The organism is Dyadobacter sp. 676 (assembly GCF_040448675.1).
Lineage (GTDB): Bacteria > Bacteroidota > Bacteroidia > Cytophagales > Spirosomataceae > Dyadobacter.
On sequence record NZ_CP159289.1, the window covers coordinates 3454366 to 3475123 of the forward strand.

The 20758-nt window shown below is 48.9% G+C and carries 21 protein-coding genes and 1 tRNA gene; 20 read left to right on the plus strand and 2 right to left on the minus strand.

Features of this window, described 5'->3' with window-relative positions:
- The 14 genes from rpsI to ftsZ all read left to right on the plus strand — a co-directional run bounded on the left by rpsI (window position 1) and on the right by ftsZ (window position 13337).
- Window positions 1-387 (plus strand): 30S ribosomal protein S9, encoded by a 387-nt coding sequence (gene rpsI / locus ABV298_RS15520; RefSeq protein WP_353722972.1) that lies wholly within the window; start codon window positions 1-3, stop codon window positions 385-387.
- 190 nt (window positions 388-577) lie between these two features.
- The gene (gene rpsB, locus ABV298_RS15525; protein ID WP_353722973.1) at window positions 578-1396 is read left to right on the plus strand and encodes a 30S ribosomal protein S2; all 819 of its coding nucleotides are present in this window, start codon (window positions 578-580) and stop codon (window positions 1394-1396) included.
- Window positions 1397-1511: 115 nt separating this feature from the next.
- Window positions 1512-2348 carry a translation elongation factor Ts gene (tsf, locus tag ABV298_RS15530; RefSeq protein ID WP_353722974.1) on the plus strand — a complete coding sequence of 279 codons (837 nt, stop codon included), beginning with the start codon at window positions 1512-1514 and terminating at the stop codon, window positions 2346-2348.
- A 132-nt stretch (window positions 2349-2480) separates the two neighbouring features.
- A complete protein-coding gene (locus ABV298_RS15535; protein ID WP_353722975.1) occupies window positions 2481-3080 on the plus strand; it encodes an RNA polymerase sigma factor in 600 nt (199 codons plus the stop codon).
- A 97-nt stretch (window positions 3081-3177) separates the two neighbouring features.
- Window positions 3178-4110, plus strand: a complete 933-nt coding sequence (locus ABV298_RS15540; protein WP_353722976.1) for a DUF3078 domain-containing protein — start codon at window positions 3178-3180, stop codon at window positions 4108-4110.
- A 25-nt stretch (window positions 4111-4135) separates the two neighbouring features.
- Window positions 4136-4465: a large-conductance mechanosensitive channel protein MscL gene (gene mscL, locus ABV298_RS15545; protein ID WP_353722977.1), complete on the plus strand. Its 330-nt coding sequence runs from the start codon at window positions 4136-4138 to the stop codon at window positions 4463-4465.
- Between the two features lie 153 nt (window positions 4466-4618).
- On the plus strand, window positions 4619-5962 hold the full coding sequence (gene murD, locus ABV298_RS15550; RefSeq protein ID WP_353722978.1) for a UDP-N-acetylmuramoyl-L-alanine--D-glutamate ligase: 1344 nt from the start codon (window positions 4619-4621) through the stop codon (window positions 5960-5962).
- A 57-nt stretch (window positions 5963-6019) separates the two neighbouring features.
- The gene (locus ABV298_RS15555) at window positions 6020-7174 is read left to right on the plus strand and encodes an FtsW/RodA/SpoVE family cell cycle protein (protein ID WP_353722979.1); all 1155 of its coding nucleotides are present in this window, start codon (window positions 6020-6022) and stop codon (window positions 7172-7174) included.
- 2 nt (window positions 7175-7176) lie between these two features.
- Window positions 7177-8274: an undecaprenyldiphospho-muramoylpentapeptide beta-N-acetylglucosaminyltransferase gene (gene murG, locus ABV298_RS15560; protein WP_353722980.1), complete on the plus strand. Its 1098-nt coding sequence runs from the start codon at window positions 7177-7179 to the stop codon at window positions 8272-8274.
- Window positions 8275-8289: 15 nt separating this feature from the next.
- A complete protein-coding gene (gene murC / locus ABV298_RS15565; RefSeq protein ID WP_353722981.1) occupies window positions 8290-9696 on the plus strand; it encodes a UDP-N-acetylmuramate--L-alanine ligase in 1407 nt (468 codons plus the stop codon).
- Between the two features lie 25 nt (window positions 9697-9721).
- Window positions 9722-10498, plus strand: coding sequence for a cell division protein FtsQ/DivIB (locus tag ABV298_RS15570; protein WP_353722982.1), 777 nt, complete (start codon window positions 9722-9724; stop codon window positions 10496-10498).
- A 15-nt stretch (window positions 10499-10513) separates the two neighbouring features.
- Entirely contained in the window at window positions 10514-11560 is a 1047-nt protein-coding gene (ftsA, locus tag ABV298_RS15575; RefSeq protein WP_353722983.1) for a cell division protein FtsA, read from the plus strand.
- Window positions 11553-11861, plus strand: coding sequence for a hypothetical protein (locus tag ABV298_RS15580; protein ID WP_353722984.1), 309 nt, complete (start codon window positions 11553-11555; stop codon window positions 11859-11861). Before ftsA ends, ABV298_RS15580 begins: the two co-directional genes overlap by 8 nt.
- A gap of 33 nt (window positions 11862-11894) precedes the next feature.
- The gene (ftsZ, locus tag ABV298_RS15585) at window positions 11895-13337 is read left to right on the plus strand and encodes a cell division protein FtsZ (protein WP_353722985.1); all 1443 of its coding nucleotides are present in this window, start codon (window positions 11895-11897) and stop codon (window positions 13335-13337) included.
- A 39-nt stretch (window positions 13338-13376) separates the two neighbouring features.
- Here the strand turns inward: ftsZ and ABV298_RS15590 are convergent, their stop codons facing one another.
- Window positions 13377-13919, minus strand: a complete 543-nt coding sequence (locus ABV298_RS15590; protein WP_353722986.1) for an NAD(P)H-dependent oxidoreductase — start codon at window positions 13917-13919, stop codon at window positions 13377-13379.
- A 250-nt stretch (window positions 13920-14169) separates the two neighbouring features.
- On the opposite strand from ABV298_RS15590, the gene accD reads away from it, so the two are divergent.
- A complete protein-coding gene (accD, locus tag ABV298_RS15595) occupies window positions 14170-15012 on the plus strand; it encodes an acetyl-CoA carboxylase, carboxyltransferase subunit beta (protein ID WP_353722987.1) in 843 nt (280 codons plus the stop codon).
- 84 nt (window positions 15013-15096) lie between these two features.
- On the opposite strand, the gene ABV298_RS15600 is transcribed toward accD, so the two are convergent.
- Window positions 15097-15570: a nuclear transport factor 2 family protein gene (locus ABV298_RS15600; RefSeq protein WP_353722988.1), complete on the minus strand. Its 474-nt coding sequence runs from the start codon at window positions 15568-15570 to the stop codon at window positions 15097-15099.
- Between the two features lie 58 nt (window positions 15571-15628).
- Between ABV298_RS15600 and smpB the strand changes: the two genes are divergently transcribed.
- From smpB to ABV298_RS15625, 5 genes are all read left to right on the plus strand, one after another.
- Window positions 15629-16087, plus strand: a complete 459-nt coding sequence (gene smpB / locus ABV298_RS15605; RefSeq protein WP_353722989.1) for an SsrA-binding protein SmpB — start codon at window positions 15629-15631, stop codon at window positions 16085-16087.
- 147 nt (window positions 16088-16234) lie between these two features.
- Window positions 16235-16744, plus strand: a complete 510-nt coding sequence (locus ABV298_RS15610) for an HNH endonuclease (protein ID WP_353722990.1) — start codon at window positions 16235-16237, stop codon at window positions 16742-16744.
- 445 nt (window positions 16745-17189) lie between these two features.
- Entirely contained in the window at window positions 17190-18986 is a 1797-nt protein-coding gene (rpsA, locus tag ABV298_RS15615) for a 30S ribosomal protein S1 (RefSeq protein ID WP_353722991.1), read from the plus strand.
- A gap of 87 nt (window positions 18987-19073) precedes the next feature.
- Window positions 19074-19144 (plus strand) — tRNA-Cys (locus tag ABV298_RS15620).
- A 294-nt stretch (window positions 19145-19438) separates the two neighbouring features.
- Complete coding sequence (locus ABV298_RS15625) at window positions 19439-20719, plus strand: c-type cytochrome (protein WP_353722992.1); 1281 nt, start codon at window positions 19439-19441, stop codon at window positions 20717-20719.
- Window positions 20720-20758 lie beyond the last annotated feature (39 nt).

A 20758-nucleotide genomic window follows, 5' to 3' on the forward strand; every position in this document is an offset into this window, starting at 1 on the left:
ATGGAAGTGATCAACACAATAGGTAGAAGAAAAACAGCCGTTGCGCGTATTTACCTTACACCTGGTAAAGGCGACATTAAAGTAAACGGTCGTGATTACAAAGAATATTTCCCATTTGAAGTACACCAGATCGTGTTGCAACAGCCGTTCGCAACAATCTCAGGTGGAAATGGTTACGATATCAAAGTAAACGTTAGAGGTGGTGGAATCTCAGGCCAGGCGGAGGCTATCCGTATGGCGGTTTCACGTGCACTGGTTCAATACAATGCAGAATTCCGCGGCGCATTGAAAAAAGAAGGATTCCTTACCCGCGACCCACGTATGGTTGAGCGTAAGAAATACGGACGCGCCAAGGCCCGCAGAAGATTCCAGTTCTCGAAACGTTAATAAGTGGTCAGATGTGGTCATTTATAGTCAAGAATGGTCATGTGTTGTTTTCTGCTTTATTAAAACAATACCTGACTAAATATGACAATCTCTGACAATACCTGACTAAAAATTGTCCAGACGTCGCTTATCGTGCCCGATGCTTCGTGCTGCGTAACAAGTCTAAAATATTTTAAAATCAAATTTGGCAATGGCACAAATAGAATATAAAGAACTATTGGATGCAGGTGTCCACTTTGGTCACCTTACCCGCAAGTGGGATCCACGGATGGCTCCGTATATCTTCATGGAGAAGAACGGGATCCACATCATTGACCTGAACAAAACACTGAGCTGCCTCAACGAAGCGGAAGCTGCGTTGAAACAGATCGTTCGTTCAGGACGTAAGATCATGTTTGTAGCTACTAAAAAACAAGCGCAGGAAATCGTAACGGAAGAGGCGAAACGCCTTAAAATGCCTTACGTGACCGACCGCTGGTTGGGTGGTATGCTCACAAACTTTGGCACGATTCGCAAGTCTTTGAAAAAAATGCAGACTCTCGAGAAGATGCTGAAAGACGAAGCCACGGTTAACAATATTGCGAAGAGAGAACGCCTGATGCTTACCCGTGAAAAGGAAAAACTGGAAAGAGTACTTGGTGGTGTAGCGGACCTTACTCGCCTTCCAGCGGCACTTTTCATCGTTGATGTAAAACGCGAGCACATTGCGGTTGCAGAAGCAAAGAGATTGAATATCCCTATTTTTGCCATCTGCGATACCAACTCGAACCCTGAACTGGTCGACTTCCCGATCCCGTCGAACGACGATGCTTACAAAGCGATTTCGTTGATCACCCTGGCGATCGGTAAGGCTATCGAAGAAGGTTTGATGGAACGCAAACAAGATAAGGACGATCAGCGCCTGGTAGAAGAAGAAGAGGCAAAACGCGCAGCCGACAAAGGCGAGGAGGCAGCCCCTCGTGCCGAGGTCGCTGACGAAGTAGAGGTTGCTGAAAGTGACGAAGAGTAAAAAGGGCAATATGGCGTAATTTTCGATGATTCGCCATACTTGACATACGGTAGCCCATAGCCTCTTGCTATGGGCTATATTTTTTTAACATTAAAATATAATTTTTATCACGATCATGGCAATTACCGCACAAGATGTAAACAAACTCCGCCAGATGACCGGCGCGGGCATGATGGATTGTAAAAAAGCCCTGCAGGAAGCAGATGGCGATTTCGACAAAGCCGTTGATATTCTCCGTAAACAAGGACAAAAAGTTGCCGCAAAACGTGCCGACAACGCCGTATCGGAAGGAACTGTGCTGATCAACATCAGCGCTGACGGTACCAACGGTAAACTCGTTGCGCTTGCTTGCGAAACGGAGCCCGTTTCAAACGTGGAAGATTTCAAGACGCTTGCTCAGAGCATTCTCGACAAAGCGGTTGCAGATAATATCTCCGACAAAGAGGCGTTGCTTTCGGCAGTTCTGGCTGACGGCCGTCCGGTAAGCGAGCACATGGTGGAACTCACCGGCAAGCTCGGCGAGAAACTCGAAATCGTCGGTTATGAGAATATCACAGCCGATAAGGTGGTTCCTTACATTCACTCGAACGGTAAACTGGGTGTGCTGGTAGCATTCACCGGCGTAAACGGTGCGGATGTGACCGAACTGGGCAAAGACGTAGCGATGCAGATCGCGGCTATGAAGCCGGTTGCCGTCGATAAAGACGGTGTCGACGCTGCTACTGTCGAGCGCGAAATCGAAGTGGGTAAAGAGCAGGCCCGCGCGGAAGGTAAGCCAGAAGCTATGCTGGAAAAAATCGCTCAGGGTAAATTGCAGAAATTCTACAAGGAATTTACGCTGCTGAACCAGGAGTTCGTTAAGGATTCTTCGTTGACTATCCGTCAGCTGCTCGAGAAAACCGGCAAGGAATTGACTGTTTCCACATTCAAACGTGTAGCGATCGGCGGTTAAGCCAATCTGTAACAAAATATATTGACAACGCTTGGTATCTATTTGTATACCAGGCGTTGTTTTTTCATATTTACGGAAAGTTAAATGCAATTTTATTTTTTCGCACACTATCGGCGCATTTCATCAGGCAGAATGGTTGGAACAGGGAACGCTTCGTACCCGGATCATAATTCGACAGACGAAGAATTAGTTAAACTTTTCATTGAATCAAAGGACAATCGTCATTTTGAAAAGCTTTACGAGCGCTATGCCGTCAAGGTCTATCAACGCTGTGTAACGCTGACCGGGGATGCGGCCCGCGCCGAGGACATTACGCACGATGTCTTCCTGAAACTGATCAATAAGATGAGCACGTTTAAGACCGGCGCTAAATTCTCCACCTGGCTTTTTACCATCACCCATAACCATTGTATGGATCTGGCGCGCGTGAGCAAGCGCAGGGTTATCCTCGTGCACGACGAAAGCCCGGAGTTCGAAGAATGCGAGGAAAGCGGCCTGGGCCGTGTCCTCGACGAGCACGTGACGCCCGCAATGTTGAAGGAGGCGCTGGATCAGCTGGAATTGGAAGATAAGGCGATGATTTATCTGAAATATCTTGACAACCGTAGCATCCGCGACATTGCGCGGATCTTCCGGACGTCGGAAAGTGCCGCGAAGATGCGGTTGTTGCGCAGCCGCAGAAAGCTCCGCCAGTGGTATCGAAAGTTATCGGGAGAAGACGATTTTTTTTAAAAGTTCGAAAATTGCTTTACTTTACCCGCACACCTCCTCATTCGCTGATTTGAAAAAATAGGAAATCAATGAGTATGGTCCACTAAACACATTTACAATGAACCAAAAACATCAACGTACATCCTTTATTGCTCTTTCTCTACTCGCACTTCTGACATTCCCGGCTTTCGCACAAAACAAGGTTGATCTTTCCAATACGATCAACGCCGGCCGGTTGAAAACCGCTAACGACACCGCCTGGCGCAAAATCGAATTCGGCGCTAACCTGAACCAGGGCTCTTTCAGCTCCAACTGGACGGGCGGTGGTGTGAATTCAATTGCACTGGGGCTTTTCCTGAATGCATTGAGTGAAAAAAAAGTGGGCAAAAACTCATGGCGGAACGATTTCCAGGGCCAGTACGGTATCGTCCGGAACAAAGGCCAGCAAAGCCGCAAGAACGTCGACCGGATTTTCTTCGACACCAAATATAATCGCGAGCTAACGGCGAAATGGAGTCTTTTCGCCAATGTCAACTTCCTGTCGCAGTTTGGCAACGGCTACGAATATTCGTCGAACCCGGATTCCATTAATGTGAAAAAGAAAGTGTCGGGAATATTCTCGCCCGCCTACCTGACGGAAGCGATCGGTATCGAATACCGCCCCGTTCCTTATTTCTTTGTGGACCTCGCGCCGGGTGCGTTGCGGCAAACTATCGTTGTCGATAAAGATCTGTATGTAAATACGCCGGAGCAGAAGAATTACGGGGTGCCCATCGGCAAGCGTGTGCGTACCGAGGCGGCTTTGATCCAGCTTGTGGCGAACTTCGATAAGGACATCGCCAAGGATGTCAACCTGAAATTCCGTTACTTGATGTTTTCCAGCTTCAAGCATCCTTTGAATATAGACAACCGTCTCGACGCCCAGCTTACGGCGAAGATCAACAAATATGTCAACGTGAACCTGGGAGCCATTATGGTGTATGACGAGGACCAGAGCGACAAAATCCAGTTTGCCCAGGCCCTCAGCATCGGATTTTTGTTTGCTTTTTAATCTGTTCAACTAACCTCAACTTGTTATGCTCAAGGAATTCAAAACGTTTATTGCACAAGGGAATGTGCTCGACCTTGCTGTCGGTGTGGTGATCGGTGCCGCATTCGGTAAAATCACTACCTCATTGGTGGAAGACATCATCAACCCGGTCCTGGGTCTCATTCTCGGTGGAGTGGATTTTACACAGCTTAAAGTTGTGCTGAAAGAAGCTGTCGGTGAAACCCCGGAGGTAGCGATCCGATACGGAAACTTTATCCAGGTCCTCATTCAATTCCTGCTCATCGCCTGGGTGATATTCCTGATCGTAAAAGCGGCCAACCGATTGAAATTATCCGAATCGCTGAAGAAAGAGTAGAACTACTTTAAGGTTTGCAAATAACAAGAGAGAGGCATATTACATGTGCCTCTTTTTTTATCCATGTTATTGGGAGGGCATTAAAAGAAGTTTTCGGCAAAAGATTTACCTTCGTGGTTAAGGCAGATTGTTCAACGTTTTAAATCGATTCTTGTGCAAAAAAAGGTGACTATTCTGGGTGGGGGAGAGAGCGGCACAGGTGCTGCTATTCTTGCGAAATCCAAAGGTTTTGAAGTTTTTTTATCGGATAAGGGCCAGTTGCATCAGAAGTACATCGATATTCTGAAGAGTGAAAACATTCCATTTGAACAGGGACGGCATTCGGAGGAGCGCATCCTCGAAAGCGACCTTGTCGTAAAAAGCCCCGGTATCCCCGACAAAGTATCTCTGATCGTCGCATTGAAGGAAAAGGGTACCCCGGTTATTTCCGAGATCGAATTTGCCTCCCGTTATACCGATGCAAAATTGATCGCCATTACCGGCAGCAACGGCAAAACGACCACCACGTTACTGACTTACCATTTGCTTAAAAACGCAGGCCTGAATGTGGGCTTGGCCGGCAATATCGGCGACAGTTTCGCCTGGGCGGCGGCTGAAAAGCAATATGATTATTATGTATTGGAAATCAGCAGTTTCCAGCTCGATAATATCGTTGATTTCCATCCATATATTTCGGTTCTCCTGAATATCACTCCCGATCACCTGGATCGTTATGGGTATGATTTTCAGAATTATGTCGATTCCAAGTTTAATATTATCCGGAATCAGACAGCCGACGATTATTTCATTTATTATAAAGAAAGCGAAGTGATTAGCAGGGAGTTGGAAAAGAGAAGGCCGGAAGTTGGCCGGGTCGAAGTTTCGCTGGAAACGCCGCTGGCATCCGGGTCGTATCTCGAAAACGGAAAGCTGATTTCGAATATCAATGGAAACACATTCGAACAAGCATTCGGCGAACTGCCGATTAAAGGCCCGCACAATGCGATCAACGCGTTGACGGCGATATCGGTGGCGCAACTGCTGGACATTCGTGCGGAGAAAATCAGCGAAGGCCTGAGGTCGTTTACCAATGCGCCGCACCGTCTCGAACAGGTAGAGGTGATCGGCGGCGTGACATATATCAACGACTCGAAAGCGACTAACGTGGATTCGGTTTTCTACGCACTGGGAAGCTTCGACCAGCCGGTGATCCTTATTGCGGGAGGTGTTGATAAGGGAAATGATTATTCACAGATCGAAAACCTGGTCAGGGATAAAGTGAAGGGGCTTATTATATTGGGTAAAGACCCCGAGAAGCTTCAAAACTACTTTTCAGGTAAAGTCCCGCAGATATACGCGACCGAGGATGTCCGGGATGCCGTGAACAAAGGACGGGAATGGGGCGTTCCCGGGGATATCGTCCTGCTTTCGCCCGCCTGCGCGAGTTTTGACCTGTTCAAAAACTACGAGGACCGGGGCGATCAATTCAAAGCTGCCGTCAGAGACCTTGTTCGATAACAACATCTGACAACTATTGACTATACCTGACAACAATTTCATTAGCCGCCAAACGATATGGATTTCCTGAATAGATTAAGGGAAGATACCCAGGCGTGGTTTAGCAAAAACCTGAAAGGCGACCCCTGGATCTGGGGCATATGCATTATCATGCTGATGTGGAGCATCGTGGTCGTGTATAGCGCTTCCGTAAAGGACGCGTACAGCCAGATGGACGGTAATACCGAATATTATCTTTACAAACACGCATTGCTTTGTGTGCTGTCGCTCATGGTGATGTATTTCGTACACCGCGTGCCGTACATCAAGTTTGTTTACGTGACGCGCCTGGCCGTGTGGAGCTCGATTCTGCTTTTGATATTCACCATGTTTTTCGGGACATCGGTGAACGATGCGGCCCGCTGGATCGAAATTCCGGTAATCGGGCAACGTTTCCAGCCCTCGGAATGGGCCAAGGTAGCATTGGTGTCGCATTTGTCGCTGATATTGGCGCGGCACATCAAAGGCGGCTGGAATACCCGCGAGCTTTTCATGGAACCACTCGCGCTCGTAGGCGTTGTGTGCGGGTTAATTTTCGTGAGTAACGTATCGACGGCCGTCATGCTGGCAGGCATTTGCTTTTTGCTGATGTTCGTAGGCAAAGTGCCGTTGCATTACCTCGCATTTACGGCTCTTGGCCTGGTATTTTTCGCAACCATCGCGATCCTGCTCAATTCGACACAACGTTCGGGCACGGCCCAAAGCAGGATTTCTACGTTTTTTGACAAGGATGTGGTGGTTTATCAGTCACAACAATCTTACATGGCCATGGCCCGCGGCGGGCTTTACGGGGAAGGTGTTTCCAAAAGCCGCCAGCGCCGCTTTTTGCCCGAGCCGCAGAAGGACTTCATTTTCGCCGTGGCAGTGGAGGAATATGGCACATTGGGCGGCACTACATTGATTATCCTTTATCTGATCCTTTTATACCGCGGCCTCAAAGCAATCGAGGCGACCAAGCGGCCGTTCGGCGGGTTGCTGTCGGCCGGGCTCACATTCATTGTGGTCAGTCAGGCATTTTCGGCGATGGCCGTTACTGTCGGGCTTGTGCCGGTTACTGGGCAGACGTTGCCGTTCTTCAGCCAGGGTGGAACGTCGCTGCTTTTTACGGGTATTGCGATGGGAATGATCCTGAGCGTGAGCCGGGGTGAGATCGTGGAGGAAAAACGCATTTAGACATGGCAAAGAGAGTAATTATAAGCGGAGGCGGTACAGGAGGGCACATTTACCCGGCGATAGCCATTGCCAATGCATTGCAGCACCGGGAGCCCGCTACCGAGATATTATTCGTGGGTGCGTTGGGTAAAATGGAAATGGAAAAAGTACCGCGCGCCGGTTATAAGATCGTAGGCCTGCCTATTGCCGGCATCAAGAGGAGCCTTTCCCTTGAAAACCTTGCGTTGCCGTTCAAAATGTTGCGCAGCCTGATGAAGGCGAAGGAGGTCATCAGGGAATTCAAGCCCGACGTTGCTGTGGGAGTGGGGGGCTTTGCCAGCGGACCGTTGCTGATGATGGCGTCCATGGCCGGCATTCCTACATTAATTCAGGAGCAGAATTCCTACGCAGGCATTACGAATAAAATCCTCGCCAAAAGGGCTGCCAGAATATGTGTGGCTTACCCGGGAATGGAAGCATTTTTCCCGAAAGAGAAAATTACATTACTGGGCAATCCAGTACGGAGCGACATCACTTATGTGCATTTAAAGCGGAGCGCAGGGCTGGAACATTTTGAGCTGAACGAGGGCTTGAAAACGCTTTTCGTCATGGGTGGAAGCCTGGGCGCGCGCTCGATCAACGAAAGCATTACCGAAGGCCTCGGCCGGTTGGTAGACGCGGGTCATCAGGTACTTTGGCAAACAGGCAAAAACGATATTGACAAAGCCAAAGCAGTCATCGAAAAGCTCGGTACCGACCGGGTGAAGGCGTTCGACTTTATCTATACCATGGACCTCGCCTACGCGGTGGCGGATGTGGTCGTATCACGTGCGGGCGCATTGTCAGTTTCGGAGTTGTGCCTGGCCGCCAAGCCGGCCATTCTCGTGCCATTTCCGTATGCTTCGGAAGATCATCAGACAAAGAATGCGATGAACCTGGTCGACGGTGACGCGGCCATCCTCGTCAAAGACCCGGAAGCGCGTGAGAAGCTGGTAGACCAGGCATTGGCCTTGCTCGACGATGTGGCGCGTCAGCGTGAGTTACAAATGAATATCAACAAACTGGCAAGGCCCGGCGCGGCGGACGACATTGCCGCGGAAGTTTTAAAATTGATACAGTAACCCCAAGATTCAAATATGATGTCATCCTCTGTGACGAACTGGAAATATATCTATTTTGTAGGAATAGGCGGGATCGGAATGAGTGCGCTCGCACGATGGTTCAAGGCCAATGGATTTGAAGTTGCGGGTTATGACAAAACCATGACGCCGCTCGTAGGCAAGCTCATCGAGGAAGGCATTCCGGTAACGCTGGAAGACGAAGTGTCGGCCATCCCCGCCGAATTTACAGCCGATTCACAGCAAACGCTCGTTGTTTACACACCTGCGGTACCGGTCCGGCACAAGCAGATGCATTATTTCCGGGACGGGAATTTTATGATCCTGAAACGCTCGCAGGTATTGGGCATCCTGACCCAGAATCTGAGAACGATCGGCGTTGCGGGTACGCACGGGAAAACGACCACGTCCTCGCTCATTGCGCATATCCTGCGCCACGCGCATGTGAACAGCACGGCGTTTTTGGGAGGCATTACGCAGAATTATGGCACTAACCTCCTTCTGAACGAGCCGACCGACAGGCTGGAAGAGGTTTTCTGTGTCGTGGAGGCCGACGAATTCGATCGCTCGTTCCTGACATTGTTTCCCGAAATAGCGATCGTGACTTCCACCGATGCCGATCACCTCGATATTTACGGTAAACATGAAGCCGTACTCGAGTCCTTCCGCGACTACGTAAGTCAGGTCGACGAACACGGCGCATTGTTTATGCGCGAGGGACTGGAAATCGCGGACAGCTGCAAGGCGAAGGTATTCACCTATTCCCTAAACAGCGGCCCATATCGCTCCGCCAATATCCGCATCGAAAATGCCCGCTTTGTATTCGACTTGATTTATCCGGACGGGGTGATCGGGGGCATTGCGATGAAAATTCCTGGTTACCATAACATCGAAAACTCGATTGCCGCCAGCGCGGTAGCGTTATATATTGGTGTAGAACCGGAGAAGATCATGGAAGCGCTGGAAAGTTACGGAGGCGTGAAACGTCGCTTCGAATACCAGGTTGAGGAAGAGGGCAAAGTGTATATCGATGATTACGCACACCACCCGACGGAGATCGAGGCATTCCTGTCGTCGGTGAAGGGGCTATACCCCGGGCGCCACGTGACGGCCATTTTCCAGCCGCATCTTTTCACACGGACAAGAGATTTTGCAGATGGTTTCGCCGAAAGTTTGTCGCTGGCCGACCGCCTGTTGTTGCTGGATATTTACCCCGCACGAGAGTTGCCGATCGAGGGCGTCGATTCCCGGATGATCCTCGATAAAGTGACCGCCGCCGATAAACAACTGGTTGCAAAAGAAGAAGTTTTACAACTTTTAAAAGAATTAAATACGGATATTGTGGTTACAATCGGTGCCGGGGATATCGATACTTTGGTCGGTCCGATTAAGAATTTGCTTCAAAAGACCGTTGCGAATAATTAGTCAAAGCATTTTTAATATTACTAAGATGTTACGTAAATTTGACTATTCATGGCTTTTGTTGAAACGTAGTTTGTGGCTCATTCTGCCAATTGCCGGCATCGGCATGGCAGAAAGCAAGCTGGGACAACAGCGTTGTACAAATCTCGTAATATCGATCCAGGGTGATTCGGGTACACGTTTCCTGAACCCAATGGATGTACAAATGCTGCTCACCGAGAACGGCGGCGATCCGCTGATCGGGGCAAGGCTCAAAGATGTCGCCTTGCACGATCTGGAAAACCGCGTTACGCGCAATAAACTGATCAAGAAATGTCAGGTTTTTCGTGACCTCAAGGGCAATATAGTAGTCGAAGTAGAGCAGGAGAAACCGCTTGCGCGCTGGATTAACACTTCGGAAAATGGGGAAATGCGGAACACATCGGGATACTATATCAACCACGAGGGCGTTTTTTTTCCTCTATCAGAAAGTTATTCAGCAAGAACGTTACTGGTTTCAGGGGCGTATTTCAACAACCCTCAAAAGCTGAGGTCCGAAAAGGGCGCTCAGGTTTTGGAGTTATTGCGCTTTCTGAACACCGACCCGTTCTGGAAAGCGCAGGTTACGCAGCTGAATGTGGATAAGGATGGTGAGATAGACCTGATGACGTTGCTGGGCGACCAGCGGGTCGAGCTGGGAACGGCGGAGAATTTCGAGTCCAAGTTCAAAAAACTCCGCATCTTTTATGACAAGGTGCTGAGCAAGGACTGGAGTCGGTACAAGAGAATTAGTGTTAAGTTTCAAGATCAAATAGTTTGTGAATAATAATTCACCATCAGCATGGCACACGATAAGATTGTAGTTGGGGTAGATATTGGAAGTACCAAAATAGCCGTGGTGGCCGCACAGGGATCGGCTGCACGGCGAAACAATATCGAGATTCTGGGCTTCAGCGAAGTCCCCGTGCCGGCCGGAGCAGTGGTGAACGGCTCCGTTGAAAACATTAAACAGGTTGGCAGTGCGATCAAGGAAGCGCTCGCGGAAGCGTCTTCGCGTTCGGATCTTGATATTGGTATCGTAAATGTAAGCTTCGGCGGCACGCACGTAAAAGTGAGCGCGCAAAGCGACGGCGTGATCCGCCCGTCGGCATCATCCGGGGAAGAAGTAACGCAGCGGGATGTGGACCAGCTTGTCGACGACATGTACCGTGCGAAGATCGAGCCGAATTTCGATGTGCTGCATGTCCTGCCCATGGATTTTACGGTCGATAACTCGACGGGCGTACGCGAGCCGGTGGGGCGCACCGGCATTAAGCTCGGCGGAAATTTCCTCGTGGTTTCGGCAAACAGCCAGTCGATTTTGCGTACGAAGAAAAGCCTGGCGGATGCGGACCAGGGGCTGAAATGCGACAAACTGGTACTGGCACCTCTGGCAACCAGCTTGGCGGTTCTTACAGACAATGAAATGAAGGCGGGCATCGCGATGGTAGATATCGGCGACCATACCACGGACCTGATCATTTACCACGACCGTATTGTGCGCCACATCGCTTCGTTTCCTATCGGCGGAAGGCACATTACCGCCGACCTTGAAGTAGGGTGCGGTATTCAGTTCGAGAATGCCGAACAACTGAAAAAAGAATATGGCTCGGCGGTTTCGGCCGATGTGCCTTTGAATGTAGAAATTCTGATCAATTACCTGGCGGGCCGCCAGCCTAAACCGGTTCTTAAAAAGAACGTAGCGCTGATCATTGAGGAACGGTTGAAAGAAATCGCTGCGATGGTTTATGCGGAGATTATCAAATCGGGGTATGGCGACCGGCTGATCGGCGGTTTAGTACTTACGGGGGGGATCTGCCAATATTCCGGATATAGAGGTTTTGTTTGAGAAAATCACAGACATGTCGGTACGCGTGGGCTATCCCGAAAATCTGGAACGCACAGCCAAAGCGGATGCAGTGAGCAATTCTTCTTTCAACACGGCGATCGGCCTGGCCTGGGCCGGATTGAAATCGGTCGATCCGCGCGTGAAATCGGTCTGTAAGCCAGCATCTGCATTCAATACAGGCAACGTGGTTCAGAAAGAGCCGGTTAAGGAAGTAAAAGAGACTCCGAAGCGCAACGGTACGTTTTGGGACAGCTTTACCGGTATTATCGGAAAGAAAGACGATAGTCTTGGAGATTATTAACAGCCAAATCACATACTCAACCCCGGAAAGAATATGAACAAAAGCTTGTTGCACGCATTAGACCAGGACTATATAGTGAACGAAATCGTCAAAGACCAGCCAGACGGAGAGGGCCACGGCGACCCGGCTATCATCAAGGTGATCGGTGTCGGCGGAGGCGGTAGCAATGCTGTGAACTACATGTTTCAAAAGAAAATCAAAGATGTAGAATTCGCGGTTTGCAACACGGACAGGCAGGCTTTGGCCAACAGTCCGGTTCCGGTGAAGATCCAGCTGGGTGCTACCCTCACGCAAGGTCTCGGGGCTGGTACTGATGCGACGAAAGGAAAAGAAGCGGCCCTGGAAACCATCGAGGAGATCAAGGGATTGCTCGGCGGATCTACGCAAATGGTATTTATCACTGCCGGTATGGGCGGCGGCACAGGTACAGGAGCCGCTCCGGTAATCGCACAGTTGGCGAAGGAAATGGGCAAACTGACCGTCGCCGTCGTAACAGCGCCATATACCTGGGAAGGACTCGACAAGAAAGAGCAGGCGCTCGAAGGTATCGAGCAGCTGAAAGAGTACAGCGATACCGTTCTCGTCGTTTTGAACGACAAGCTGGAAGAGCTTTATGAGGATATGACCCTCACCCAGGCATTTGCCGAGGCCGACGGCATTCTTCTCAATGCGGTAAAAAGTATTTCCGAGATCATTACCACGAACGGTAATATCAACACCGACTTCAAGGATGTGGAGAAAGTGTTGAAAAGCGCCGGCCAGTCGGTTATGGGAACAGCCGAGGCAATTGGCCCGGAACGCGCTCAAAAAGCTATCAAAGAGGCGCTAGACTCGCCATTGCTGAACGACCGCGACATTCGTGGCGCAAAACGCATCCTCGTGACTTTGGCAACCAGCAAAAAAAAGGAAGCCACCATGAAGGAGCAGCGCGAAATCTGGCAGTACGTGCTCTCGCAGGTAGGCGGCGAAGCCCGGATGTTCAAACTCGGCACTATCACCGACGATTCGCTGGATGACAGGCTGCGCGTCACGATCGTCGCAGCTGGTTTTGACAGCATCGAATCGCCGATACCGGGTATTCAGCTGAAAGGAATTAAAGGCAGGCAGGAAGAAAAACCGGCAGTGGTGGCGGAAGAACCAAAAGTGGAGGTCCCCGAACCTGTAAGGGAAGAAGAACTGGTTTTGACCGGTGAACTGGAAGAAAATACGCCGACCGGCTCGATCGATATTGTTCTGGAAGACGAGCCCGTGACCCGCGGCTTCGACCCTATCAATATATCGCTGACCGAACTGGAACCACAGGACGAATGGACCGACGAGGACGCATTGAAAATGGAGATGATGATCAATTCTTTCAAAGAGGGCCTCGTAAAATATTCCGACCTGGAAGGCCCGGCGTTCCGCAGGAGCAGGGTAGAGCTTTGGAAGCGGCCCGCCATTCCGGCCCACGAAATGGAACAGCACTGGTTGAAATAGTATTACTGTAAAGGGAGCTTCGAGCTCCCTTTTTTATGGCTAGAAATGGATGATCTGCCCGGCCTGAATTTCCAGCAGTTCCTTGTATAATGCGTTTGAAATCACATTATCGCTGTAATGTGAGCGTATGTGCGCGAGTTTTACGCGCAGTGCGAGGGTGTTCATGCCCAGGTAGCTGAAAACGTCGTTCAAATGGCTCAATGCAATGGCTGCCCCCTGCATGTTCGACGAAAGCCCGACCAATGCGGCTTTCTTATTGGAAAAGCTGTTGGGATACGGCAGGCCGTCGATAAACGCTTTTAAAACACCGGGATAAGAGCCATTATATTCGGGAACGATGAATACGAACTTGTCGGTCTGTTCCAGTAAGGATTTCAGATTATTGAAGGCCTCGTTTTTGCCTGTATTGGCATACAATGCGGAGACGGTAAAATCGTCGGGGAGGTTTACCAGATCGAGGATGATGCTCCGGGCTCCGAGCTGTTGAAGTACGCCCTGGTAATAATCTGCAATTTTCCTGGACATCGAGTTGGGCCGGTTGGTGCCAACAATGATGACTATGGGCGATGTAGATGGAGTCATTTGAAAACTCGGATGAACGGCTTATCGGGTACGGCCGGTTATGTTGGTTGTCATTAGTAACAAATAATGGATAAAATTGTTCTGACAGAGCAGTTCTGCGAGGCAAAACTAACTGCCAAACCGACACGTTACCAGGCAGTTTTCATGATACACGACAATTATTCTTATATTTGAGCCCGTTATTCACCGTGAAATTAAAGTAATTATCTGATTTTCAGATTGTTATACATAAATCAACCCACATACAAATATGTCCTGGTTTATTCGCAAAGAAAAAGGTATCAATACACCGACTGAAATGAAGCGCGAAGCGCCGGACGGTTTGTGGTACCAATGTCCCAATTGCAAAAAAATCACTCCTACCAGGGAACATAAGCAGAATGCTTTTACCTGCCCGCATTGTAACTATCACGAAAAAGTCGGGTCGGATGTGTATTTCAACCTGCTTTTCGATGACGATGAATTTATCGAGCTCGATGCCAACCTCGTTTCCGGCGACCCGCTCGGTTTCGTAGATACCAAAGCTTATCCGGACCGGATCAAGTCGACGATGAAAAAAACAGGGTTGAAAGACGCGGTTCGTACCGGTCACGGTAAAATGAATGGACTGGACCTCGTCATCGCCTGTATGGATTTCAGCTTTATCGGTGGATCGATGGGTTCGGTAGTAGGAGAGAAAATCGCCCGTGCGATTTCTTACTCCCTCGAAAAAAAGATCCCTTTCCTGATGATTTCCAAGTCGGGAGGGGCCCGGATGATGGAGGCAGGGTTTTCACTGATGCAGATGGCCAAGACCTCGGCACGCCTGGCGCAATTGTCGGAGGCCAGGATACCGTATATTTCGCTGTTAACAGACCCTACAACCGGCGGTGTTACAGCATCTTACGCGATGCTCGGCGACTTCAATATTTCGGAGCCCGAAGCGTTGATCGGCTTCGCCGGTCCACGGGTAATTCGCGAGACGATCGGTAAGGACCTGCCGAAAGGTTTCCAAAGCGCGGAATTCCTACTGGAACATGGTTTCCTGGACTTTATCGTCGATCGCAAGGATTTGAAAGATAAATTGACAAGCCTGCTGAATATGCTGAAATAGGCAATAGTATTGAGCGAAGCGGCCCGTCAGGTTATCTGGCGGGCCGCTTCGCATTTAATATAATAATGCTGTTTGCATTGCGGATCAGGGGCAAGCGTCTTTCCGGCGCGTGTCGGTGATATCGTTGATCTTCCAGCCGGCGCCGGTTTTGATGAGGTTAAAAACATTGACGCCGCAATGCGAGAATTTCTCGCCGAGGTAAAATTTATACGGCGCCCATAACAGGGCCATCGGCCCGTCGACGGAGATTTTGACGTCGTAAATGCGTTCGTCCCATTTTTCCTTATGCGGCGTGCCTACGGCTTTCACGAAACCATCGACGCTGCCTTTGTGGATAACGACCGAGTCGGCGGCGTTTTTGGAAATGGAAGTCAGTGTGCATTGTTTGGTAAACACGTTTCTGACGGCGGTCGAATCGCCGTTGCGCATTCCATCGAACAGTTTATCGACGACGTCGCGCGCGGCGGTGGCTTCCGCTTGCGCGCATGCACGATTTGCGGCGGATGCGGCAATGGTAAAAAGTAGTGCGGACGTCAGGAAATGGCTAATAGGTTTCATTGGTATATTTTAACAAAAACTTAATTTTAAGCCCCTTTGCAAAATTTTGGGAATCGATATGTCGGAAAAAATAGTTAAAAAAGTAGATATAAAGAATAAACGGGCGTCATTCGAGTACTTCTTTCTGGAAGAGTTCACAGCCGGTATGGTGCTCACAGGCACGGAAATCAAGTCGATCAGGCAGGGCAAAGTCAATTTTCAGGATGCTTACTGTTTGTTTATGGATGGGGAACTCTTCATTCGCAGCCTGCACATTTCGCCTTACACAGAGGGTACGCATTATAACCACGAGCCTATGCGCGATCGCAAGCTGTTGATTACCAAGCGAGAGCGAAAAAAGTTGATAGAGGGCTTGAAGGATCAGGGCCTTACGATTATACCGGTCCGGCTGTTTACCAGCGAGCGTGGTTTGGCCAAGCTGCATATCGCATTGGCAAAGGGCAAAAAGCTCTACGACAAGCGCGAGACCATCAAGGAGCGGGACGTGAAACGCGAGAACGATCGGGCGGGTTATTGAACAACCGGCTGCTTTGTCTTGTAAAATGCGCTAATATGGTGATCCTTGGGCTTTTCCGGTAAATTTTTTCGACAATATTTGAAAAACCCGGAGCGTTTTTTCTGCTGAAATATTCTTATATTGTGGGAATTAACTACCACAGGGCTCATGGGTAAAGTACTGGTTCTGAATCAAGATTATAGCGCATTAAGTGTTTGCACAGTTCCTAAGGCGTTTCTGCTGGTTTACATGAAAAAAGCGGAAATGCTCGCAGAGTCTCAACAGGAGCATCTCAGGACTGTCAACGACAGGTATCCCATGCCGGTCGTCATACGTCTCCATCGCTACATACACATACCGTACAGAGGCGTAGTCATGACCAGGCAAAACCTCTTCAAGCGGGACGGCAATAGGTGTCAGTATTGCGGAACCCACGACAATCTGACTCTGGACCACGTGATCCCGAAATCAAGGGGAGGGAAAACCACCTGGGATAACCTGGCCACCGCATGTAAAAGATGCAACTCCCGCAAAGGAGACCATACGCCGGAAGAGGTTGATATGCCGTTAAAGCAGCGACCGTTCCGGCCTTCTTTTTTAATGTTCATTCGTGATTTCTCAGGCATGGCCGATGACGAATGGCTGCCTTACCTCGGGTCGAAGGAGCGGTCTTGCTAACTTCGTTCGGTTATAGTGCCGGTTTGCGGACCGTCATTTGTAGTCAGGTATCGTCAAGTATTGTAGGAGGTTGAAGGAGATGTCAGGGTTAGTCAGATATGGTCAAGTGTGGTCATGGATTGCCATGGTTGTTAATCGTGCTCGATGATATCACCGATCAAATTCTTCTCCAATTATCTTCCCGACCCACACCTGACAACCTCATGACGACGCCTGACTACTCCTGACCACACTTGACAATTTCCTGGCTATACCTGACTAACCCTGACCGTTTTACGCCCAAACGGCATCATACCACCCTTGAGTAAAATTAATTGCCCAACCATTCGGAAATTGCTTTCGAATCGCGTAATTTTGCGTCCTAATTTTCCAAAAATACTTGTTGAACTAATTTTCAGCCGATTAGCTCGGCGGCTGATGTATTCAAGAGCAATTATTCCTATTTATGTCAAAGGAAAAACAAAATCAACCGCTTCCCGAATTCGATTGGGATAAAGCATCAGACAAAGGTTTCGGAACCGCTTATTCATCTGCTGACCGTACCCGTCTGGAAGAAATGTATGAGACTACGCTTTCTCCCGTTTCGGAAAAAGAAGTGGTTAAAGGTGTTGTAGTAGGTATTACAGACCGCGAGGTAATCCTGAACATCGGTTTCAAATCCGATGGTATCGTTTCATCCAATGAATTCCGCGACCTGCCAGGTTTGAAAATCGGCGACGAAGTGGAAGTTTACGTAGAAAACCAGGAAGACGCGCAAGGCCAGCTGGTGCTTTCACGTAAAAAAGCGAAAGTGATCACTGCATGGGATAACATCCAGAAATCGTTCGATGAGGATGTGGTGATCGATGCAAATGTGAAGAGAAGAACCAAAGGTGGTTTGATCGTTGACATTTTCGGCATTGAAGCATTTTTGCCAGGTTCACAAATCGATGTGAAACCAATCCGCGACTTCGATATTTTCGTCGGAAAGCGTATGGAAGTAAAAGTTGTGAAAATCAACTACGCGAACGATAACGTAGTCGTTTCTCACAAAATCCTCATCGAGAAAGACCTCGAAGCACAGCGTCAGCAAATCCTGAATAACCTCGAAAAAGGTCAGGTACTGGAAGGCGTGATCAAAAACATGACCAACTTCGGTGTGTTCATCGACCTGGGCGGTGTTGACGGTCTGTTGCACATTACCGATATCTCATGGGGCCGTATCAACCATCCGTCTGACCTTCTTTCGTTGGATCAGAAACTGAACGTGGTTGTTCTCGACTTCGACGAAGAGAAAAAACGCATTTCTTTGGGTCTGAAACAACTTCAGTCTCATCCATGGGATTCTCTGGACGAATCAATCCAGGTTGGATCGAAAGTTACCGGTCGCATCGTGAACGTTGCTGACTACGGTGCTTTCCTTGAAATCAAACCAGGTGTTGAAGGTCTGATCCACGTTTCTGAAATGTCATGGTCGCAGCACCTGCGCAACCCTCAGGAGTTCATGAATGTGAACGACGAGATCAGCGCGGTTGTATTGACGCTTGACCGTCAGGAGCGCAAAATGTCTCTCGGTATCAAACAACTCACCGAAGATCCTTGGACTCAAGGTTCATTGAAAGAGAAATACGCGATCGGTACCCGTCATAAAGGCGTTGTTCGTAACCTGACCAACTTCGGTCTCTTCATCGAGCTCGAAGAAGGTATCGACGGTCTGGTACACGTTTCCGACCTTTCATGGACTAAGAAAATCAAGCATCCTTCCGACTTCGTGAAAGTAAACGACGAGCTGGAAGTAGTTGTTCTTGAATTGGACGCGGAAAACCGTCGTCTGGCGCTGGGTCACAAGCAGCTTGAAGAAAACCCATGGGATACTTTCGAGACGATCTTCGAAGTAGGCTCGGTACATAAATGTACTATCGTGGCAAAAGGCGATAAATTCGCTACCCTTGAGCTTCCTTACGGAATCGAAGGCGTTGCTTCGATCAAAAACCTTCAGAAAGAAGACGGAACATTTGCTGAGGTAGGCGAGAGCCTTGACTTCACAGTTCTCGAATTCCTGAAAGACGAGAAGAAAATCGTTTTGACTCACTCTAAAGTAAAAGGTGCTCCTGCTGAGGAGAAAAAAGAAGCCAAAGCGGCAAAAGCGCCTGCGGCTGAAACTGTGAACAAAGAGGTTGAGAAATCCACTTTCGGAGACCTTAGCGTTCTGTCAGCGTTGAAAGAGCAGCTTGAAGAGAGCGAGAAAAAAGGAAAAAAGTAAAATAAAATGTGGTGCGGAAGAATTTTTTAATACTTTTGCACCCGGATTAGCTGCCAGCCCTCACGTGGGCAGCTAATCTCTCAAAATGGTTCCGTGGCCGAGTGGCTAGGCAGAGGTCTGCAAAACCTCGTACAGCGGTTCGAATCCGCTCGGAACCTCACCTGAATTTGTGGCGCTTTTCCCCAATTTTAGCGCACAATTAAATGTCTGAAAAATACCATTTGGAACAAGCTTTTTGAAGGAGCTCCAAATGGTATTTTTTTTGCTAGTTGATTGAAAATCAGTGTTTAATAGAAATGTAACTCATGTTAAATTAAGCCTATAAATTAGACAAATTATAAATAAGAAGGTGGGGTAAAATATCCCTGAAATACTTTTGTGGATAAAAAATCGTGAGCTAGTTTTGTCTGTTGAAGAATAATGAATAGTTGATTATGAATATACCATTCCGAATGGACGCTAAGTTTTGTTCCTTCTTTAATTACTCAAAAACCTTTTTAGCCGTTCTTCTGGCTATCTTATTAAGCGTACCCACGTTAGTGTCTGCTCAGGATAGCACTGCCGCCGCTGCCGGCGCTGCTGCACCTGCCGGAGGTGGCGACGTTGCGAAAGGTGAATCGATCTTCAAAAACAACTGCGCCCAGTGCCACGCGCCTACCGACGAGCGTGTAGTTGGCCCGGGCCTGAAAGGTGCAAGTTCGCGCCACGATTTTGCATGGCTTGCCAAATGGGTACGCAACTCGCAAGCCGTGATCGCATCGGGCGACCCTTATGCGGTAAAAATTTACAACGAATATTCGAAAGCTCAAATGACGAGCTTCCCGAACCTTTCAGACGACGATATTAAAGCGATCTTCGCTTATGTAGACCAGGCGTCTGCTGCTCCTGCCGCTGCTGCAGGTGGTGCTGCTCCTGCCGGTGGCGCTGCTGCTGCGGGTGATGCCAAAGGTGGTGCTCCTTCCGACTTGTTCGTGATCGTACTGGTTGCATTGGTAGTTGTAATGGTACTGGTGCTGGGGGTTCTACTTGTTATTGTATCGCTTCTTTCGAAAGCTGTTAAAGGCGGAGCTGCTGATGCAGAGACACCTGCGGGTGAAGGCTTTGGTGGATTGCTGAAAAGAATCGCCGCTGATCCGGCGATCCGTTCTGCGACACTCTGGATTTTTGTACTCCTCGTTTTGAAGTCAACTCTGGACGGCGCGTTTAATGTAGGCGTTCAGCAGGGCTATGCTCCTAAGCAACCTATTTCATTCTCCCACAAACTCCACGCAGGCGAATATAAAATCGACTGTAACTACTGCCATACCGGCGTTAACCGCGGCAAGTCGGCACACATTCCTTCTGCCAACATCTGTATGAACTGCCACGGTGTGATCAAGAAGGAATCTCCTGAGATTCAAAAGATTTATTCTTCCATAGAGAACAACCAGCCTATCGAATGGGTGCGCGTTCACAACCTGCCCGACCTGGCTTACTTCAACCACGCACAGCACGTAAACGTGGGCGGCCTGGAATGCCAGAACTGCCATGGCGAAGTGGAGAAAATGGAAGTAATACAGCAACGTTCGTCACTGACGATGGGATGGTGTATTGATTGTCACCGTAAAACTGAGGTAAATACCAAAGACAATCAGTACTACGATAAGCTGGTACAGTTGCACGCTTCTGAAAGCAAAGAGGCTTTGAAAGTAGCGGATATTGGTGGTTTAGAATGTTCTAAGTGCCACTACTAATCAAGAAATTAATACCGGATACAACTCATTGTATTGAAT

Excerpts from the sequence above, each read along its gene's own strand:
- rpsA (WP_353722991.1), top strand. The coding sequence starts at position 17,190 with ATGTCAAAGGAAAAACAAAATCAACCGCTTCCCGAATTCGATTGGGAT.
- murC (WP_353722981.1), top strand. The coding sequence starts at position 8,290 with ATGATGTCATCCTCTGTGACGAACTGGAAATATATCTATTTTGTAGGA.
- ABV298_RS15590 (WP_353722986.1), bottom strand. The coding sequence starts at position 13,919 with ATGACTCCATCTACATCGCCCATAGTCATCATTGTTGGCACCAACCGG.
- ftsZ (WP_353722985.1), top strand. The coding sequence starts at position 11,895 with ATGAACAAAAGCTTGTTGCACGCATTAGACCAGGACTATATAGTGAAC.
- accD (WP_353722987.1), top strand. The coding sequence starts at position 14,170 with ATGTCCTGGTTTATTCGCAAAGAAAAAGGTATCAATACACCGACTGAA.
- ABV298_RS15555 (WP_353722979.1), top strand. The coding sequence starts at position 6,020 with ATGGATTTCCTGAATAGATTAAGGGAAGATACCCAGGCGTGGTTTAGC.
- tsf (WP_353722974.1), top strand. The coding sequence starts at position 1,512 with ATGGCAATTACCGCACAAGATGTAAACAAACTCCGCCAGATGACCGGC.
- ABV298_RS15535 (WP_353722975.1), top strand. The coding sequence starts at position 2,481 with ATGGTTGGAACAGGGAACGCTTCGTACCCGGATCATAATTCGACAGAC.
- ABV298_RS15570 (WP_353722982.1), top strand. The coding sequence starts at position 9,722 with ATGTTACGTAAATTTGACTATTCATGGCTTTTGTTGAAACGTAGTTTG.
- ABV298_RS15540 (WP_353722976.1), top strand. The coding sequence starts at position 3,178 with ATGAACCAAAAACATCAACGTACATCCTTTATTGCTCTTTCTCTACTC.
- rpsB (WP_353722973.1), top strand. The coding sequence starts at position 578 with ATGGCACAAATAGAATATAAAGAACTATTGGATGCAGGTGTCCACTTT.
- murG (WP_353722980.1), top strand. The coding sequence starts at position 7,177 with ATGGCAAAGAGAGTAATTATAAGCGGAGGCGGTACAGGAGGGCACATT.
- ABV298_RS15625 (WP_353722992.1), top strand. The coding sequence starts at position 19,439 with ATGGACGCTAAGTTTTGTTCCTTCTTTAATTACTCAAAAACCTTTTTA.
- ABV298_RS15600 (WP_353722988.1), bottom strand. The coding sequence starts at position 15,570 with ATGAAACCTATTAGCCATTTCCTGACGTCCGCACTACTTTTTACCATT.
- mscL (WP_353722977.1), top strand. The coding sequence starts at position 4,136 with ATGCTCAAGGAATTCAAAACGTTTATTGCACAAGGGAATGTGCTCGAC.
- ftsA (WP_353722983.1), top strand. The coding sequence starts at position 10,514 with ATGGCACACGATAAGATTGTAGTTGGGGTAGATATTGGAAGTACCAAA.
- ABV298_RS15610 (WP_353722990.1), top strand. The coding sequence starts at position 16,235 with ATGGGTAAAGTACTGGTTCTGAATCAAGATTATAGCGCATTAAGTGTT.
- rpsI (WP_353722972.1), top strand. The coding sequence starts at position 1 with ATGGAAGTGATCAACACAATAGGTAGAAGAAAAACAGCCGTTGCGCGT.
- smpB (WP_353722989.1), top strand. The coding sequence starts at position 15,629 with ATGTCGGAAAAAATAGTTAAAAAAGTAGATATAAAGAATAAACGGGCG.